We start from the raw sequence: 17,458 nt of genomic DNA on the forward strand, positions 1-17,458 counted from the left end.
ATATTTTTTATCTCTCTAAAAAAAATAATAGAATGGGGATTCACTAGGATTGCTAGGCGATTCAAACAGCAACAAAGCAAAAGCTGCTTAGCAAGAAAGCAAAAACACGCACGAGCAAAAGCCAACTGTCAGGGGGACCCATTGCCGCAGCAATGGGGTATTCTTTAATTAAAAGTATAATCAAGACATGTATAGAAGAAAGAAAATAAAAGAAGCGAAAATAATAAAAAAAAATCTACTCCACACTAACAATCTTGACCTGAAAGTGCAAGTTCTTTCCAGCAAGCGGATGATTTAGATCTAAAGTAACCATCTTGTCATCAGCGTCAATAACAGTTGCCATCATTTGCTGTCCTTCTTTGCTCATGAGACCAATCTGCTGTCCTTTTTCAGGAGAAAAGTCTTTGAACAATTCCTTTGGAACTTTCTGTACCATCTGTTCATGCTTTGGTCCGTAGCCGTGTTCTGGAGTGATGTCAATCTTCTTTTCATCGCCAGTATTCAATCCTTCAACGCCTTCTTCAAAACCGCAGATAACTTGATGTTGTCCAACAGTAAAGGTGAGCGGATCTCGTCCTTCGCTACTGTCAAAAACACTGCCATCGTCAAGTGTTCCTGTATAGTGTAAGGTGACTTTGCTTCCTTCTTTTATTGCCATTTTTTCCTCCTACTGATAATAGCCACGAACAGTGACTCTCGTGCGATATCCTGAAAGACCACAAGTATACGCTCCTCGTGTGTTTAGGTCTGCAATATGCTGTGCAAGTCCTAAGACATGATCATAAGATCGTCCGCTCGTAACGCTAGCAACACGTTCGCCATCGTTGCCTGTTCTAAATATTTCTACTAAGAATTGCGGTGCGTCAAAGCGCTCTATTGGTTGTTCTCCTTTAAAACAGCGTAATGCAGCATCTAATGTTGCTCCAGATCCTTCGTAATATGTCCCTACCATTGTATCTCCATAAGAAAGAGCACAGAAGAATGTGATTCCTTATTAATGGGAAAAAACGCTGTTTGATTTATATGTTTTATGGGCTAGAAACCCCTCAATTTTACAATAACCTATATAAAACAACCCCACTTTCTTTAGGATATGACAACACCTATATTTCAACTGGTAAGACAGATCGAAAACGATGACATTGGATTGCGGGCAATGCGACTTGTCACAAAGCTTGGCGTTGAAACAGTGGAAGGACTTGCGCAATATAGCACTGCGTATCTCAGAACGCAAACAACAAATCCAGACGCACTCGTTGATGTGTTAGGTCAACTTCTCACAACACAATATCAATTAACATTTTCAGAAAAATATGAACGAAGGTAACAAACTATAAATACCCCCTTCCAAAACACTCTTCTATGCTTTTCACGTTGAAAGAACTCTTTGATGTCATCATGATGACCATCGGAGTAGGGTTTATTTTTATGGATAGCTTTGGATTGCAAAATATCCGTCACACAGTCAAATCCTACGTCGAAGATCCAGTGGCGTATTACCAAAATGCGTTAGGAAAAAAAGTCAGTAGCTTCAATTGGAGTACTTTTTGGCTTGCCTGTCTCATTACAGCGCCAGCGGTTATTTTTCACGAGCTTGCGCACAAATTGGTCGCGATTTCGTATGGACTTCAGGCAACATTTCATGCGGCGTATTTCTGGCTGAGTTTTGGAGTCATCATGAAACTCCTGAACACAGGCTTTATTTTTTTTGTGCCTGGCTATGTGAGTTTTAGTGGAGCGGCAACACCAATTCAGTCTGCGACAATTGCGTTCGCGGGTCCATTTCTGAATTTTGTGTTATGGTTCACCTGCTGGTTTATTCTGAAATTTAAGCCAATCGCAATATCAACAAGAACAATGCAGATTCTTGCTGCAACACGATACATCAATGGATTTTTATTCATCTTCAACATGATTCCGTTAGGATTTTTTGACGGCGCGAAAGTGTTGGAAGGAATTGTCTGGTATTTCAATGGATAAGAGTAAATTAAAAAAAATTTATATAGAAGCGTTGTATTATGGAAGTAATGAGTGGAAAGATGAAAATAATGAATGAAAGGCAAGGAAGAATAAACACGCTCATTCTGAGCTTAGATGTTATTGGGTTTGCTCTTCTTTTGCTTGGTGCGGGTTTGATTCGTTATACAAAGGATGAAGTGACTTCAATATTGGGTGGTTTTGTCCTTGCTGGTGGTGTTACATTATTAAGTCTCACGAGGTTGATTGGAAAATGATAGATACGCAATTAGTCTCTTTGCTTGCAGTATTTGTAGAAAGTGTGGGAATTATTCTTGCGGAAAGAAGAACAGCGATTCTTTTAGGAATTATAACAATCCTTACCATTATTATTTTCTTCATGACATAATCCTACAACAAATTATTTAAACTCTTCATGCAATACCTCCATAATGCAGCAACACCAAAAATCCACAGAAGAGCTCCTTCAGGAAGTTGCGGCAGTCTCTGACGAACACGAATTCTATACACCTATTGTCAAAGGGTATGAAAAAGGAAAAACAAAATATGTTTTTGTCTTTGGAACAGTCATGTCTGGGTTAGGAAAAGGAATTTTCTCGAGCAGCCTTGCAAAATTAATGCAGGATAAAGGATTCAGAATAGAGCCAATAAAAATGGAAGGGTACTTGAATCTCGATTCAGGAACACTAAATCCCTTCCGTCATGGCGAAGTCTTTGTATTGGAAGATGGCACAGAAACAGACATGGATTTGGGAACCTATGAACGATTTCTCAATAAGAGTCTCAGCAAAGATAATTTCATGACAACAGGTCAAATCTACACCACAGTGCTTGAAAAAGAACGAAAAGGAGAATATCTGGGAAGGGATGTTCAAATTATTCCGCATGTGACTGCGGAAATAAAACGCAGATTAAGAACGCTTGCGGTCACGAAAAACGCGGATATTATTTTCGTTGAAGTGGGAGGCACAGTAGGAGATTTGGAAAATTCGCATTATATGGAAGCAATCCGGGAAATGATTTACGAAGAAGGAAAAGAGAACATTTGCTTTGTCGGCTTAACCTACATCATTAATTCGGGAATTCTTGGAGAGCAGAAATCAAAAGCAGCGCAACTGGGAATAAAAAAACTCATGGAGCTCGGGATTCAGCCAGACGTTATTGCTTGCAGGTCAGAGCATCCAGTGACCGAAAAAGTCCGAGAGAAAATAAGTATTTACTCTAACGTTCCAATAGAAAGAGTGGTCAGTATGCACGATGTCAAATCTATTTATCTGCTTCCTCAATTACTTCGTGACGCGAAAATCGATGAGTATGTGGTAAAACATCTGAAACTAGAAAAACGCGTCAGCAAAGAAGCAATGGAAAAAAACAAAGAAGCATGGAAAACAATGCTCGCGAAATTAAATACGCCAAAGAAAATCACGATTGGCATTACAGGAAAGTACACGATGATTCGCGATGCGTATGCGTCAGTCATTCACGCGTTGCAGCATGCGGGAATGCATAATAATGTGGATATAGATATCAAGTGGATTGAAACAACAGCGATTGAAGAAGGAAAAACAACAGTGGAAAAAGAGTTGGAAGGAGTTGCGGGCATTGTTGTTCCTGGTGGATTTGGGAAGCGGGGCGTCGAAGGAAAAATCATGTGTCTCAGGTGGGTGCGGGAAAATAATATTCCTTATCTTGGATTGTGTTATGGGTTTCAGATGGCAGTGATTGAGTTTGCGAGAAATGTTTGTGGTTTGAAAGATGCGCATACAACAGAAGTTGCGCCAAACACAGCGCATCAGGTTATTGATATTTTGCCAGAGCAAAAACAGATTGAAGGTCTTGGCGGCAACATGCGTCTTGGCGTGCGCGATGTAGAAGTCAGAAAAGGCACAAAAGCGTGGGAGCTTTATGGCAAGAAAGATACTTGCAGAGAACGCTTTCGTCATCGATATGAAGTCAATCCAGAGTATATCTCTGTATTAGAAAAGCATGGGCTTGTGTTTTCTGGCAAAGCGCCAAATCATCCGATTATGCAAATATTAGAATTGCCAAATCAGAAATTCTTTATGGGTTCGCAATTTCATCCAGAGTTCACAAGCAGACCGTTGCATCCAAATCCGATGTATCAGGGATTTATTAAGGCGTGTTTGGAGAAATGAATGCAGCGCCCCTAAGCAATACATTTTTATAGAACTAATTCTTAAAATTTCTCATGGCAATTGACATTTCCTTTTTACCGCAGCTCAACAGGCTGAGCCTTCTTGTCAAGAAGCGAATCACCTCAACAATGGCAGGAACAAGACCTTCTATTGCAAAAGGACGTGGACTCACCATAACTGATTACCGTCAGTATACAAAAGGGGATGACATCAGATTTTTGGATTGGAGATTGTACGCAAGAACAGATAAAGATTACATTAAATTGTTTGAAGAAGATCGATCGTTAACAACGCATATTATTCTTGACCGCTCCACAAGCATGGATTTTGGAAATAAAACAACGAAGTTTGAATACGGCGCAATGTTAGGATTGGCGTTTGCGTATCTCACGCAGAGACATAACGATAAGTTTGTGTTTTCAACATTTGCGGAGGATCTCACTTTTTTGCGCCCGAGTAAAGGAATGTCGCAGATTGCGTCGATTGTGGAGAGTTTAAAGAAATCCCAGGTTAAAGGAGAATCACGATTTGAATATAGCATGCGACGATACAAAGAACTCATCCATTCAAAATCAATAGTTATTGTCATCAGCGATTTTCTGATTAACGCGGAAGAGATTCGCAAGGGATTGTTGCGCTTGGGCGCTAAAAATGAAATTAAAATCATCCAAGTATTAGACAGAGATGAAGTAGAACTAAAAATTGAAGGAGATGTCAATTTGCATGACGCGGAGTCAAACACAGTGCTTCGAACATATATCAGTAAACGGCTGAGACAAACATATCAAGGCAAACTCAATGAGCATACAGAACAGGTGCATGATCTTTGTAATAAAGCAGGCGCGCATTTCTATCAAGTGGTAACTGATGTGGATGTTTTTGAGAATTTCTATCGGATTATTCGTATGCCTTAATGCGACAATCATCTTTATAAAAATCAAATCATCCCAACTTTTCATGAAACTCATCCTTGCAAGCAATTCTTGGATTCGCACGATGTTATTTGATAAACTAAATCTCGAGTACACAAAAGACCCTCCTGAACTTGATGAAGAAGCGTTAGAAGCGATCTATCAAGATCCAAAAGAAAGAGTCGTCAAACTCTCTGAAGCAAAAGCAAATGCACTTATGACAAAATATAAAGGACAAGACATTCTTATCATCAGTTCTGACTCACAAAATCTAAGACAAGGCGTATCGTATGGAAAACCAAAAACAAAAGAAGAAGCGTTTACCATGATTAAAGCAGCGTCAAATAGCAGAGATACGCAAATTAGTGGCTGGTGTGTCATTAACGCGAAAACAGGACAGAGCTGGAGTGGCTATGATGAACTACATTTCGATTATATGCCCATCAACGATGCAGCAATAGAAAAATATCTCGCGGATCCAAACACGCTTGCCTACAAGTGTTCAGGTGGCTTCAATATTGGCAGTTCATTCTACCTTCGCCATTGCGCGAGAGTAGAGGGAAGTCATGGGATGTTCCACGCGATTCCAATGGAAAAAATAATTCCAGTGTTGCAGGAGAATGGATTTGAGATTTGAAACAAATTGACCGCATATTTTTTATATTATTCCTTATTCTCCTGTATCTATGACAAAACTCCTCTATCACACGAATAGTTATCTGACAGACTGCACAGCGACAGTCATAGAAGTCAATAAAGATGAAACAGAGAAAGCAGTTTTCATCGTTCTCGATCAAACAGTATTTTATCCAACAGGTGGTGGGCAGCCGCATGATACAGGAATAATAACACGAATCAAAGACAGCAAAGTATTCACTGTCCTTTTCACCGCAAATGTCAACGGACAAATAAGTCATCAGGTAGATCATGAAGATCTTCAGCCAGGAGATATAGTTCAAGGAAAAATAGACTGGCAGCGCAGATATCAACTGCAAAAAATGCACACCGCGTGCCACGTTCTCAGTGCAGTGTTCATTAAAGAAACAGGAGCGTTCATCACAGGAAACCAACTGAACTTGGATCAATCAAGAATTGATTTCAGTCTGGAAACATTTGACAGAGAAAAGATACAAGAATACATCAATAAAGCAAATGCGCTGCTCGCGACAAATCAGGAAATAGAAGTCTCGTTCATGCCAAGAATTGAAGCGGAAAAGATTCCAGAGCTTTCCAAGCTTGCGATGGGATTAAAGCAGGGTGTCAATGAAATCCGTGTGGTGAAAATAGGAAATATTGACACGCAGGCAGATGGTGGCACGCACGTGAAGAACACAAAAGAAATTGGAAAGATTGAACTAATCAAGTGCGAGAATAAAGGAAAGAGTAATCGAAGGCTTTATTTCAAACTAGTCGGTTGAAGTCGCTAAAAATGCTTATAAAAAATCGCCTCGCTGAATACGAACACGCACGAGCAAAGCAAAACTGTCAGGGGGACCCATTGCACAAAAGTGCAATGGGGTATTATGGTAATAAAAAGAAAATCAGTATCAAAAAAGAAAAATCAAATACAAAATAATGGTGAGACCATGAACATCATCTTCCGCGAAGCAAAAGAAGCAGAATATCCAGCAATCATTCAGCTCCATAAATCAGAAGACTGGGGTCTTGATACGCCAAGAACACTCAGAAATTTCCAAGAGCAGGGAAATCTGATTGTGGTAGCGGAATACAACAATGAAATCATCGGAAAAATGGATCTCATGCAAAAGAAGCGAGATGGAAAAGAATTCTTGTATGTCGAGCGATTAATCATTAAGGAAGAATACAGAAATAAGGGAGTAGGAAAGAGATTTCTCGCGTTCGCAGAAGCAGAATGCAGGAAACGCAACCTAAAATTTCTCGATGTTGCGGTCCGAGACGAGAATGACATCGCGAAAAAACTCTATCAGAGTCATGGGTTTGATGTCATTGGAAAGAAAGTGTACATGCGAAAGGAAGTGAACTAAACAGCAATCAGCAAAAAGGAGTAAAAGTTTAAATATTTGTTATACTATCTTTTACATCATGGACACCATTATCCTAAAAAAAGCAAATGAAATATTTGAAAAGATAAATCAAAGGTTATCAGAAAAATACAAAGGAAAAATTATTGCGATTGATGGAGAAAGCGGAGATTATTATATTGGAGAATCAGAGCTTGAAGCATATAATGAAGCGATAAAGCAGCATCCTAAAAAGCAATTTATCTTCAAAAGAGTAGGTTTTCGTTCTACACATTTTGTTGGTGCAAAGAGATGAAAGGTTTTTTTGTTTTTGGAACACCTGCAATAGTTTTATCGCTAAAACAAAAGAAGATAGAAGTAATTGTTGATACTGGTTTTACAGGACAGCTCATGCTTCCTCAGAATATTATTGATGATTTACACTTAGAACAAGTGGGTGTAACTGATTATCTTATGGCAAGTGGAGAAGGAAACGTAACAAATGTATATAAAGCAAAACTTGCCTTTCTTAATAAGGAAAAAGAAGTGATTATTTTATCCACAGAAGCAGATTTTTCATTGGCGGGGATGGAGTTATTTCATGATTATAAAATTGTTATAGAAAGAGCAAAGAATAAAGTTGAGATTGAATAAAACTAAAATCTCCACACCTTCTTCTCAAAATCAACAATTTTCCCCGCAACAACAGCAACACCTTCTTTCTTCAACAGTGCAATTTTCGCACGACCACCATGCGCAAATCCGCCAAGAGAACCATCAGAACAAACAACGCGATGACAAGGCACAGCAGGGGCAAATGGATTCTTGTTCAACGCCTGCCCTATTGCGCGATAGACATTCCCATCTTTTCCAAGAGCTTTTCCAATTTCTTTATACGTCGTCACATATCCGGAAGGGACATTCTTCAAGATTGCGTATACTTTTTCTTGGAATGGAGTTATCATGTTAAAGGACAAGAACAGCAAGGATTCCTGCTGCAACGATAATCGCGGTGCAAATAAGCACTTTTTTGGCAAATTGTTTGCCGCCAAATAAATACGCGATTGCTGCTTTGGTGATGGTATTACTGAGTGCTGCCAAAACAATACCCAGCGCCGCGATAGAACTTGTAATCTCGCCAGCAGACGTAAGGGTAACCATGGAAATGACAACAGCGTCAATGTCTGCGAATCCCGCCAAAAAACTCGCAAAGTAAATGCCAGAGCTTCCAAGAAGCGCTTGTAAGAGTTTTGTAATAAACAGTGCGAAAACAAAAAACGCTCCTATTTTGAGTGCGGGAAGCAACGCAAATGGGCTTTGGAAAGCAACAGCGGTCTCAGCTTTCTTTCCAGGAGGAGTTCGCTGAGAGAAGAGATAAAATCCACAGCAAAGAGAAGCAAGAAGAATAATCCCAAGAGGAAGGAGCAAGGATATGAAAACATTTTTGTTTAAAATGAGCGTAATAAAGAAGACACGGAAAAACATGATTACCCACGCAATAATAACGCCGAAGGCGAATGTGTAATACCACTTGCTTTTTTTGGAGCTTTCAGAAAGTGCGCTTGTGACAGCAGTAGAAGAGACTAAGCCGCCGACTGCTCCTATTAAACCAATTCCTTTTTTTGCGCCAAGTGTTTTAATGAGGATGTATCCAATGGTCGAAATTGCGCAGATAAACACCACCATAAGCCATATCTTAAATGGATTAAAAATTTGTGTAGTGATGAGAATTGTTTTGACAGAAGGAAACAAGCTAATAATCTCCCGTAAAACAGGAATGTCTAATGGAGAGTATGCTTTATTCGGCAATAAAGGAAGGACAACAGCGGAAATGATGCCCAGCTTCAATCCCGCGTGAATTTCATCAAGAGCAAGTTTTTGTGCGAATTTGTGAAGGGTGTATTTGTAGGAAAGGATAGTGGTCATAAGTATGACTGAAATGACAGCAATAAGAATGTAGTTGTATGCGATAATGATGCCGGATAAGAAAACAATAATCGTGGAAATTTCGCTTGTTGCGCCGATTCCTTTCCCCTTCCAGACAACAGCAATATATCCTGCGATGGAAAAGAGAATCATTCCTGCCGTGCCGAGCAAAACAAGTTCGAAGCTTCCTATTTGTTGCGCGACAAAACCGACAAGCCAGCCAAAGAGCGCAATGAGAGTAAATGTTCGAATCCCCGCAAAATCCTGTACTTTCTGCTGTTGATGCTGAAATTCTCTTTCAAGACCAACAATGAGACCGAGAAGAAGTGCAATGCCGAAGTTTTCAAAAAGTCCGAGTTCTATCACTTCCCCACCTCTTTTTTTTGTATATGTAATATTTACTACCGCTCACTGAAGAAATACCTTTATATATTTTGCCATCACTAAAATTTTATGCTCAAAAATAGTTTCATTTTCTTGAACAAGGTCAGCCATGCGTCAGAAAAGAAGATTTGGGAACAGAAAATTCACACATGGGATAATTTTTTAGAGACCAAGGACATTCAGGGCATTGGAAAAACAAGAAAAATATTTTACGATCAGCAAATTCATCACGCAAAGAAAGCAGTCGTTGATGATGACGTACAAACCTTGAGTACATTGTTCCCAAAACAAGAGCATTGGCGTCTCTATAATTTCTTCAAAGAGCAGGCATGTTTTTTAGATATAGAAACAAGTGGGTATTATGGGGATATCACCGTGATTGGCATTTATGATGGCAGAGAAACAAAAACAATGATTAAAGGAAAAAACCTCAATCTCCAACTACTCAAAGATCTTTTGCGGCAATACAAAATGATCATTACATTCAATGGTTCAAGTTTTGATCTACCAGTCATAAACCGTTATTATCCAAATACTATCCCTAATATCGCGCATATGGATCTTCGTCATGTCCTTGCGAAAGTAGGATACACAGGCGGTTTGAAGAGCATCGAAAAGCAGTTGGGAATAAAGCGTGCGGAAGAAGTCCGCGATGTCAATGGCAGTGACGCGGTGTATTTTTGGAATATGTACAAAGCAACAGGGCAGGAAAGGTATCTTGAACTCCTCGTCAAATATAATGAAGAGGATATTGTCAATCTCAAGCCATTGGCGGATTTTGCAGTGAAAGAATTGGGGAAGAAAGTGTTTGAAAATCCTATAATCCAGTAAGTATCAATTCTTCGAGAAATACACGTTAATGTCTCCATCGCTATCCAAATTGACCCATTCTTCTGCGCCATTCAAGTTGTATGTTCCATCGGTGGTCAACATTTTGCTTGCGTCTTTGGTGTCTCCATTATCGTAGCCAGTAATAATAATAATTTCATTATTCTCAAAAACAAGCAGTTTGATGACTGCGTTATTCATGTCAGTAACGACATCGCTACAACTATCGCTGTCGTAATGAAGGAGCTCCGCGATTGCCGCGTTTTCGCAGGGATTGCCAATCAAAATAAGATCGTTAGAGGTAAAGTCAGTCACTTCGCTTGCGAGTTTTGTTTCCGCAGTAATGTCGTGCGTAATCAAGTATGTGCTGATAACTGTCGCGGTAATAACATCTGTGGAAGGCGCGTCATCTCCAACAACAATAATAGGGTCATCAAGGAAAGCAGGATAATCATAAAGTGTTGTGTCCTCAAGCTTGTTGCAATCTTCAGGGCATGAGCTGAATGTTTCGTAATATGTGCAGATAGAATCATCGCATGCAGGAGCAGCGTAATCAATTTCTGAATCCTCTTCGTCAGAAGTTTCTTGATCATCGCTTGTCGTTTCTTCGCTACTTTCTTGAGTTTCTTCTTCAGTTGCGTCAGTATCAGCAGTATTTGCGCCGCTCAATACATCATCAAAGAGATCGCCTGTTTCAATCTCTTTTGTTTTTTGAGTGCTTTCAGAAGATTCTTTCTGTTTGCAGGATAGTAAGAGAAGTAAAAGAATTATCAGCGTCAAAAAAAGCAGTGTCTTTTTCTTTGTAATCATCTCAACTATTTGCGCGTCTTCCTCTCTATTTAAAATTTGTGAATTATGGTTGAGAACACAAATAATTAATATTATAATATGTTCTCAACTATTCAATCAAGAACATTTTCTCATTAATTATTTATGTTCTTGATTATAAGTAAAAACAGTCTTTTTTTAAATCGCCAATAATAGAAAATAAACGCCCCACTGCATGAACGCAGTGGGGACCCAAAGTGCCACTTCAAAAGAAGAAGTGGCACTTTGGGGTATTATTATTATTATTATTGAGAGGATAGTATATTCAATGCAATCCTTCTATCAATAGAGTAAGAAGAATGAGAACAATAGAGAAACTATAAAAAAGCACAAACAAATCAAACTCCATGAAAGGATTCATCATCGATCCAACCTACAGAATTAAAGACAATAAGGCATATCTCTATTTTTATGGTCGCTTAGAAAACGGCGAATCCTTCCTCACGATAAACGAAACACGACCCTACTTCTTCATAAAAAAAGCAGATCAAGAAAAAGCAGAAGAGCTCCTCAAAAAAGAAAAGCTCAACATCAGTGTAGAAGACTGCAACATGAAAGACTTTCAGGAGCAGCCAGTCATCAAAATTCTCGTTGATGTTCCGCCAACTGTTCCAAAACTTAGAAAAGAGTTTGAAGACAATGGAATCCAGTGTTACGAAGCAGATATTCGTTTTGTGTACAGAACAATTATTGACAAAGAACTTCTCGGAAACATCGAGATTGAGGGAGCGTTTGAAACAACAAAGCTGGTCAACAGAATCTACACAGAACCAACCATCACCAAAGCAACAATCCATTCCCCAAAACTGACAGTCCTCTCATTTGACATTGAGACAAGTATGAACACAGAAGAAATTTTCTCCATCGCGATCGCGGCAAGAAAGTACAAAGAAGAAAAGACAATCAGAAAGAATTTCATTGTGGCAAAACACAAAGTAGAATATCAGCATACAGAAACCTGTCATACAGAAAAAGATATGCTCGAAGCGTTCCAAAAAATAGTGAATGAAATTGACCCCGACATAATAACTGGATGGAATGTCGTTGACTTTGATTTCAGAGTAATACGAGACCGCTGCAAGCACTACAGAATTCCATTTCAAATTGGCCGCGCGGAAGAAGAAACAAAAGTCAGAATTGAATCACTGTTCTTCAAAGAGTCCAGTGTCACGATTGTGGGCAGACAAGTTTTAGATGGAATAGCTCTTCTCAAAAATTCGTTCATCAAACTCGATGATTACAAATTAGATACTGCGGCAAAAACAATCATTGGAAAAAAGAAAGCGCTAGATTTCTCAAGTAACAACACAGAAAATAAGCACAAGCTGGGAAAAGGAGCGCAGATCGAAGAATTGTTCAAGCATGATCCGCTCACGTTAGTAAAATACAACGAAAAAGACGCGGAGCTGGTGCTGGAAATTCTGGAAGCAAAAGACCTCATTAATCTGGTCATTCAACGTTCGATGTTAACAGGAATGCAGATTGATCGAGTCAACGCATCCATTGCATCGCTGGACTCATTATATATTCGTGAAGCAAGAAAGCGAGGCTATGTTTGTCAGGGATCCGCGTACAGCGAAGGAGAAGAAAGAATCAAAGGAGGTTTTGTGCGAGAATCAATGCCAGGAATTTACGATTATATTATTGTTTGCGACTTCAAAAGTCTGTATCCCAGTATCATCAGAACATTCAATATCGACCCATTATCATTTCAAAAAGATGGAACAATTGTTGCGCCAAATGGCGCAAAGTTTCGCAATGAAGCGGGAATTCTTCCGTTGTTAATTCAGCGGCTTTGGGAGCAGCGCGATGAAGCAAAAAAGAAAAAAGACGCGGTGGCAAGTTATGCGATCAAGATTACCATGAACTCCTTCTATGGTGTGCTCGCAAGTCCAATGTGCAGATTTTATAGCTTAGAGATGGCGAGCGCAATCACAAGCTGGGGTCAGGAAATTGTAAAGGAATCCGCAGAAGAAGTCGAAAAAACAGGCTACAAGGTCATTTATGGAGACACAGATTCAATTTTTATTGAAACAAAGAAAGATAATTACGAAGATGCAAGTAAAGTTGGAGAAAAGATTGCGCGCGGTATTAATGTCCATTTCAAGAAAAAAGTAAAAGAACAATGCCACAGAGAATCGTATTTAGAGTTGCAGTTTGAAAAAGTATACAGCCGATTTATCATGCCAAAGATTCGTGGCACAGAAGTTGGCGCAAAGAAGCGGTATGCGGGGATGCGGACAGATGGAAAAGAGGAAAAACTCGATATTGTTGGATTAGAAACAGTAAGAAGGGATTGGACAGAGTGCGCGAAACAATTCCAAATCACGCTCTTAAAGAAAATATTTGCGAAGCAGGAAGTCATTCCGTACATCAAAAAGTTTGTCGAGGAAGTCAGAGGAGGAAAGCATGATGACCTTCTCATATACAAAAAATCATTAAGTAAAGAGGTAGAAGGCTATACGAAAACAACACCGCCGCATGTCAAGGCAGCGCGGCTTCTCGATAAAATAGAATCCAACATCATCGAGTATTACATCACAGAAAATGGTCCAGAGCCGCTGCAAAAGTTGAAGTCAAAAATAGATTACGAGCATTATGTGGACAAGCAGTTGAAGCCGATTGCGGATTCCATTCTTCTTTTCTTTAATCAGAATTTTGAAGATGTTGTTTCAGGAAAAAAACAGAAAAGTTTGTTTGAGTTTTAGAGAAGACGTTCCCACTCAAACTCATTGACAATAGCTTTCGTGACAAGTGGTTTTTTTGTTGCTTTTTCATAGGGGTAGAATCTCTTAAAAATATAACTACACATTTTTACAGCGTACAAAGGGTCGCCCTCACTTGTGTCATGAATTAAATCTAATGCATCTTGTGTAAAATCAAAACATTGTGCTCCAAGCGTTTGGATAACTTGGTGGGTTTGTGCTCGTGTAAATAATGGTATTTCATATTCAACATAATGTGCAAGAAGAGGAGCAGCGTCTCGCGCAAGAATGTCATATACCGCAGTTGGCTTGTGAATCTGAAGCATCCATCTGATGTTGGTAGTTTCTCGCGCAATATCATGGAGATCCTTAAAATGCGCAGAGACTGCAATATCCTTATCTGTTGAAGGACTACCCTTATATGAAGTGTGGCGAAGATATTTTGTGCACTCATCAAGCATAAAAACCAATGTTTGCCCTCTCGTAGCCAATGTTCGATTGAGGGTAGAGAAATATGTTTCAAAATCGTGTTCAGGAGAGGGAAGTTCCACAGCAGCAGAAATCCTTTGGAGATATTCTTCTAAAGAACGATGAATTCTATTTTTAAGATGGTCTTTTCCAAAACTATTCTCTGTCTGTACGAGCTTCAAAGTAATATACTCCTGTTCTCTTCTTCGGACTTCATACATAATGCTTGTTTTTCCAACGTGTGGTCTTCCAGAGATAATGATATCTCTTCCTGCATGCGCTGTTGCCATGATTCTATCAACAAGCTCACTTCGCTCATGTAGAAGAAATTTCTCCCGATAAGCAGGTTCAGCAAAAACATATGGATTTTCTATCATAAAGCAAGAAGATAAGCTTGATTTATATAATTTGTCACTTTGCAATGAATAAGCATAGAGATAACAATATTTATATAGAAAGTATGATTATCATACTATATGATTCATCAGGAAGTTGTCAAGATTGCGCCACGAGGGCAAATTGTAATTCCAAAGAGATTTCGGAAGGCATTGCATTTAGAAGTAGGAAATAGAATCCTTGTCAAAGAAACTGCAGGAAAACTGATTCTGGAAAAAATGCACTTCAATGAACTTGCGCATTATGAAGAGGTAAAGCAAAAGCGATTAGATCATCAATTGCGTGAAGAAGGAGAAATATTTGTATGATCTCAGTCTTTTTAGATAAGAATATTCTTTTTCATTACATGCGAAAAATTCTATTTGAAGAGCAGGTTCCTCTTTCTTCGCTTCTTATCATAAAGAGTGTCCATGCAAAGAAAATTCATGCAAGTATTTCAGAGAATGCATTTTTTGGCTTGATGAATTATTGCATCTACAAGTTGCAAAGAGAAAAGGATATGGAAGAGAAGAATGCAGAAAATGTAGCAAAGGAAAAGATAAAATGGCTGTTTCAAGGGAACTGGCAAATCATTTCTCTTGAATTTGAAGCACTGATGCCGCTTCTTGAAAAAAGCGATGTTCCTTTTGAGGATTTGTATCAATATCACTGTGCAAAGAATAAAAAGCTGCAATTAGTAACGCACAATACAAAAGATTTTGAGCAGACAACTGGAGTTCTTATTTCTACCCCTAAAGAATTTTTACAACAGCTCAAAAATCAAAAAATTCTTTCTGAAAAAGATTTTGCATATCCATAAAACTCCAGAAAATCCTTTGCGAGCATCGCGAGCAGATAGGATTTTTATCAAAACCTTTATATACATGCGTATGCATATGCGTATGCAGGTGAACAAATGGTCAAAGTAATATCGTTATCCAACAAAGCATACGCAACACTCAAAGCGTTGAAACGAGGTGATGATTCTTTTTCAGATGTCGTTCTAAAAATAACAGAAAAAGAAAAGAAACCTTCGATAATGGATCTTGCAGGAAAGTGGCCGGGCACTGATGAAGAAGCAAAGTTCATTATGAAAACATTGCAAAAAGAAAGAAAAAAATTCAAGCTACGTGAGGTTCATTGGTAATGTATTATTGTCTTGATACGAACATAATTATTGACTTTTTTAAAAATGAAAAACAAGTAGTGCAAAAGATGCAAGAGATCGAGCAGCAGGAAGTTTCTGTGACAATAACTCCTATTGTTTTATGTGAATTGTTTAAAGGAGCGTATCTTGGTTCGAGACAAAAGGAGAGAGTGGAAATGGTTGAACTTCTTTTGAAAACAGTAAACATTCTTGAGTTTACAAAACATGCAGCAGATATTTTCGGTCAAAGATATGCAGAACTACAAAAACAAGGAAAACAAACACAAGAGGCAGATCTCATGATCGCAAGCATCTGTATCGCCCACAACGCAATTCTTATCACAAGAAATCATAAAGACTTTGTAAATATCAAAGACTTACAATTTCAAGTTTGGTAAGTTTTAAATAGAAGTAGATATAGGATAGTTTTATGGTCACAAGAAAAGCAATTGTTGATTTTATGATAGTCTTTCTTAGTTTAATCGGGTTTGGGTTGGTTATTTATGGTTCTAAGCAGATAGTAATATATTCTGGTTTTTTTCTGGTTATAGTCTCTGTAGTATTTATATTTTGGAAAGAACTTGCCTATGCTATGGTTAAAAAAATCCAAGGGTCTTAATAATGAGTCCAGTTGATTTACCTCTTCTTGAAAATCCAAGGTATGATTTTTTCTTGACACTTTTAGGTGTTTTTATGAATGTTTCTTCTTTTTATTATATTTTTATTTCTCCTATTAATATTCCAGAAATAAAATTGCTTCTTACGCTCCCTATGGGGCTTGGTTACATAATCTTTATCAATGGCATTAATCAAATGGCTGACAGACATAAAATAGAGAATAAGATTTTTATTATTAATTCATTTACTCAAAGGAAAAATATGATTACGCAGCTAAGAAAAGAGAATCTTATAGAAGCAGCAGAGGAAACTTCTCTTAATGTTTATTTGCGTGATGAAATACTCAACTATATTGAGAAACATAAAAAATAAAAAGGTTAAAAGAGGTGTCCATATCATGGCAGCAGCAAAACCAGCACCTGCACAGCAGGCGCAGACAAAAATGAGTCGAGATGAACAAGTAGGATTTCATAAAGGAGCACTTTCAACGCTAGCAAAAGAGCGCGAAGAAATGGTTAAAATCCTGAGTATTGTCGAGCAATTAATGCAGATGCACATTAAAGCGTTGAAAGAATTAGGCATTGATTTGGAAGCGCAGGCAAAGCATGTTGCAGCACAGCAAGCAGCAGCGCCGAAAAAACCAACGCAGCAACTTGATAAATTACTGAAATAAAAAGCTTAACATTCGCTTCGCTCATGAAAGATTTTTGTAAATAGTCTCTATTTCAAAAATTTCTTCCGAACCAAGTGAGGAGATGAAATTTTTAATATGGGTTATCTCACGCATGTTGATGGTAGGTGTTATGTGTGCAAGGAGCACACAGACATTTTTTGTGATTTCTGTAGAAGGTATGTCTGTCGTCAACACAGAATAGATCGTGATAAAAAAACCGTCTTTTGCGAAAAGTGTGAGAAAGAAGGAAAGCCGCCAGTGCATAGCAAGCGAACGCGGGGCAATCCAGAGTTCGCCGATCCATTTACTGCGTCAAAAGGATATGAGATGTGATTCTTTGGACATTGTCTATTTAGCGTCATCTATATATATTAGTTAATTCTTAGGTTGTTTTGGTGATTTTTATGGACATTCAATGTTTGAACTGTAAATCCAGTGATATTGCTAAAAAAGGTTATAGAAAAAATAAGTTAGGAAAAA

26 protein-coding genes are annotated in these 17,458 nt (G+C 38.5%); 20 read left to right on the forward strand and 6 right to left on the reverse strand.

The window, feature by feature from the left end:
• Positions 1-235 precede the first annotated feature (235 nt).
• Both HZC31_07195 and HZC31_07200 read right to left on the reverse strand, forming a co-directional pair.
• Complete coding sequence (locus tag HZC31_07195; protein MBI5003144.1) at positions 236-658, reverse strand: peptidylprolyl isomerase; 423 nt, start codon at positions 656-658, stop codon at positions 236-238.
• A gap of 9 nt (positions 659-667) precedes the next feature.
• Positions 668-952 carry a hypothetical protein gene (locus tag HZC31_07200; GenBank protein ID MBI5003145.1) on the reverse strand — a complete coding sequence of 95 codons (285 nt, stop codon included), beginning with the start codon at positions 950-952 and terminating at the stop codon, positions 668-670.
• A gap of 141 nt (positions 953-1,093) precedes the next feature.
• Between HZC31_07200 and HZC31_07205 the strand changes: the two genes are divergently transcribed.
• From HZC31_07205 to HZC31_07250, 10 genes are all read left to right on the forward strand, one after another.
• A complete protein-coding gene (locus HZC31_07205; protein ID MBI5003146.1) occupies positions 1,094-1,327 on the forward strand; it encodes a hypothetical protein in 234 nt (77 codons plus the stop codon).
• 35 nt (positions 1,328-1,362) lie between these two features.
• Positions 1,363-1,980: a M50 family metallopeptidase gene (locus HZC31_07210; protein MBI5003147.1), complete on the forward strand. Its 618-nt coding sequence runs from the start codon at positions 1,363-1,365 to the stop codon at positions 1,978-1,980.
• A gap of 47 nt (positions 1,981-2,027) precedes the next feature.
• On the forward strand, positions 2,028-2,234 hold the full coding sequence (locus tag HZC31_07215; protein ID MBI5003148.1) for a hypothetical protein: 207 nt from the start codon (positions 2,028-2,030) through the stop codon (positions 2,232-2,234).
• 174 nt (positions 2,235-2,408) lie between these two features.
• Positions 2,409-4,133 (forward strand): CTP synthase, encoded by a 1,725-nt coding sequence (locus HZC31_07220; GenBank protein MBI5003149.1) that lies wholly within the window; start codon positions 2,409-2,411, stop codon positions 4,131-4,133.
• A gap of 53 nt (positions 4,134-4,186) precedes the next feature.
• Entirely contained in the window at positions 4,187-5,047 is an 861-nt protein-coding gene (locus HZC31_07225) for a DUF58 domain-containing protein (GenBank protein ID MBI5003150.1), read from the forward strand.
• 43 nt (positions 5,048-5,090) lie between these two features.
• Positions 5,091-5,681 carry a Maf family protein gene (locus HZC31_07230; protein ID MBI5003151.1) on the forward strand — a complete coding sequence of 197 codons (591 nt, stop codon included), beginning with the start codon at positions 5,091-5,093 and terminating at the stop codon, positions 5,679-5,681.
• A 49-nt stretch (positions 5,682-5,730) separates the two neighbouring features.
• Positions 5,731-6,462 carry an alanyl-tRNA editing protein gene (locus HZC31_07235; GenBank protein MBI5003152.1) on the forward strand — a complete coding sequence of 244 codons (732 nt, stop codon included), beginning with the start codon at positions 5,731-5,733 and terminating at the stop codon, positions 6,460-6,462.
• Between the two features lie 168 nt (positions 6,463-6,630).
• A complete protein-coding gene (locus HZC31_07240) occupies positions 6,631-7,050 on the forward strand; it encodes a GNAT family N-acetyltransferase (GenBank protein ID MBI5003153.1) in 420 nt (139 codons plus the stop codon).
• Positions 7,051-7,108: 58 nt separating this feature from the next.
• Positions 7,109-7,342 carry a hypothetical protein gene (locus HZC31_07245; protein ID MBI5003154.1) on the forward strand — a complete coding sequence of 78 codons (234 nt, stop codon included), beginning with the start codon at positions 7,109-7,111 and terminating at the stop codon, positions 7,340-7,342.
• The gene (locus HZC31_07250) at positions 7,339-7,680 is read left to right on the forward strand and encodes a hypothetical protein (GenBank protein ID MBI5003155.1); all 342 of its coding nucleotides are present in this window, start codon (positions 7,339-7,341) and stop codon (positions 7,678-7,680) included. The genes HZC31_07245 and HZC31_07250 overlap by 4 nt, the downstream gene beginning before the upstream one ends.
• A 2-nt stretch (positions 7,681-7,682) precedes the next feature.
• Here the strand turns inward: HZC31_07250 and HZC31_07255 are convergent, their stop codons facing one another.
• Positions 7,683-7,988, reverse strand: coding sequence for an MGMT family protein (locus tag HZC31_07255; GenBank protein MBI5003156.1), 306 nt, complete (start codon positions 7,986-7,988; stop codon positions 7,683-7,685).
• 4 nt (positions 7,989-7,992) lie between these two features.
• Positions 7,993-9,318 (reverse strand): MgtC/SapB family protein, encoded by a 1,326-nt coding sequence (locus HZC31_07260; GenBank protein ID MBI5003157.1) that lies wholly within the window; start codon positions 9,316-9,318, stop codon positions 7,993-7,995.
• 87 nt (positions 9,319-9,405) lie between these two features.
• Here HZC31_07260 and HZC31_07265 point away from each other — a divergent pair, with 87 nt between their 5' ends.
• Entirely contained in the window at positions 9,406-10,167 is a 762-nt protein-coding gene (locus HZC31_07265; GenBank protein ID MBI5003158.1) for a ribonuclease H-like domain-containing protein, read from the forward strand.
• A gap of 3 nt (positions 10,168-10,170) precedes the next feature.
• Here HZC31_07265 and HZC31_07270 read toward each other — a convergent pair whose 3' ends face one another.
• Complete coding sequence (locus tag HZC31_07270) at positions 10,171-10,974, reverse strand: hypothetical protein (GenBank protein ID MBI5003159.1); 804 nt, start codon at positions 10,972-10,974, stop codon at positions 10,171-10,173.
• A gap of 365 nt (positions 10,975-11,339) precedes the next feature.
• Here HZC31_07270 and HZC31_07275 point away from each other — a divergent pair, with 365 nt between their 5' ends.
• Positions 11,340-13,700 (forward strand): DNA polymerase II, encoded by a 2,361-nt coding sequence (locus HZC31_07275; protein MBI5003160.1) that lies wholly within the window; start codon positions 11,340-11,342, stop codon positions 13,698-13,700.
• Here HZC31_07275 and HZC31_07280 read toward each other — a convergent pair.
• Positions 13,697-14,542 carry a hypothetical protein gene (locus tag HZC31_07280; GenBank protein ID MBI5003161.1) on the reverse strand — a complete coding sequence of 282 codons (846 nt, stop codon included), beginning with the start codon at positions 14,540-14,542 and terminating at the stop codon, positions 13,697-13,699. The two genes, HZC31_07275 and HZC31_07280, sit on opposite strands and share 4 nt — an antisense overlap.
• Positions 14,543-14,641: 99 nt before the next feature.
• Between HZC31_07280 and HZC31_07285 the strand changes: the two genes are divergently transcribed.
• The 8 genes from HZC31_07285 (at position 14,642) to HZC31_07320 (ending at position 17,311) form a co-directional block, all read left to right on the forward strand.
• Positions 14,642-14,869, forward strand: a complete 228-nt coding sequence (locus HZC31_07285) for an AbrB/MazE/SpoVT family DNA-binding domain-containing protein (GenBank protein MBI5003162.1) — start codon at positions 14,642-14,644, stop codon at positions 14,867-14,869.
• Between the two features lie 38 nt (positions 14,870-14,907).
• Entirely contained in the window at positions 14,908-15,360 is a 453-nt protein-coding gene (locus HZC31_07290) for a hypothetical protein (protein ID MBI5003163.1), read from the forward strand.
• A gap of 96 nt (positions 15,361-15,456) precedes the next feature.
• Positions 15,457-15,687: an antitoxin VapB family protein gene (locus HZC31_07295; GenBank protein ID MBI5003164.1), complete on the forward strand. Its 231-nt coding sequence runs from the start codon at positions 15,457-15,459 to the stop codon at positions 15,685-15,687.
• Entirely contained in the window at positions 15,681-16,085 is a 405-nt protein-coding gene (locus HZC31_07300; GenBank protein MBI5003165.1) for a type II toxin-antitoxin system VapC family toxin, read from the forward strand. Before HZC31_07295 ends, HZC31_07300 begins: the two co-directional genes overlap by 7 nt.
• A 32-nt stretch (positions 16,086-16,117) precedes the next feature.
• Positions 16,118-16,306 carry a hypothetical protein gene (locus tag HZC31_07305; GenBank protein ID MBI5003166.1) on the forward strand — a complete coding sequence of 63 codons (189 nt, stop codon included), beginning with the start codon at positions 16,118-16,120 and terminating at the stop codon, positions 16,304-16,306.
• 2 nt (positions 16,307-16,308) lie between these two features.
• Entirely contained in the window at positions 16,309-16,677 is a 369-nt protein-coding gene (locus HZC31_07310; GenBank protein MBI5003167.1) for a hypothetical protein, read from the forward strand.
• 25 nt (positions 16,678-16,702) lie between these two features.
• A complete protein-coding gene (locus tag HZC31_07315; GenBank protein ID MBI5003168.1) occupies positions 16,703-16,978 on the forward strand; it encodes a hypothetical protein in 276 nt (91 codons plus the stop codon).
• 96 nt (positions 16,979-17,074) lie between these two features.
• Positions 17,075-17,311 (forward strand): hypothetical protein, encoded by a 237-nt coding sequence (locus HZC31_07320; GenBank protein ID MBI5003169.1) that lies wholly within the window; start codon positions 17,075-17,077, stop codon positions 17,309-17,311.
• The last annotated feature ends 147 nt before the right edge of the window (positions 17,312-17,458 follow it).

The sequence above is a fragment of the Candidatus Woesearchaeota archaeon genome (assembly GCA_016214075.1).
In the GTDB taxonomy this organism is placed as follows: domain Archaea; phylum Nanobdellota; class Nanobdellia; order Woesearchaeales; family DSVV01; genus JACRPI01.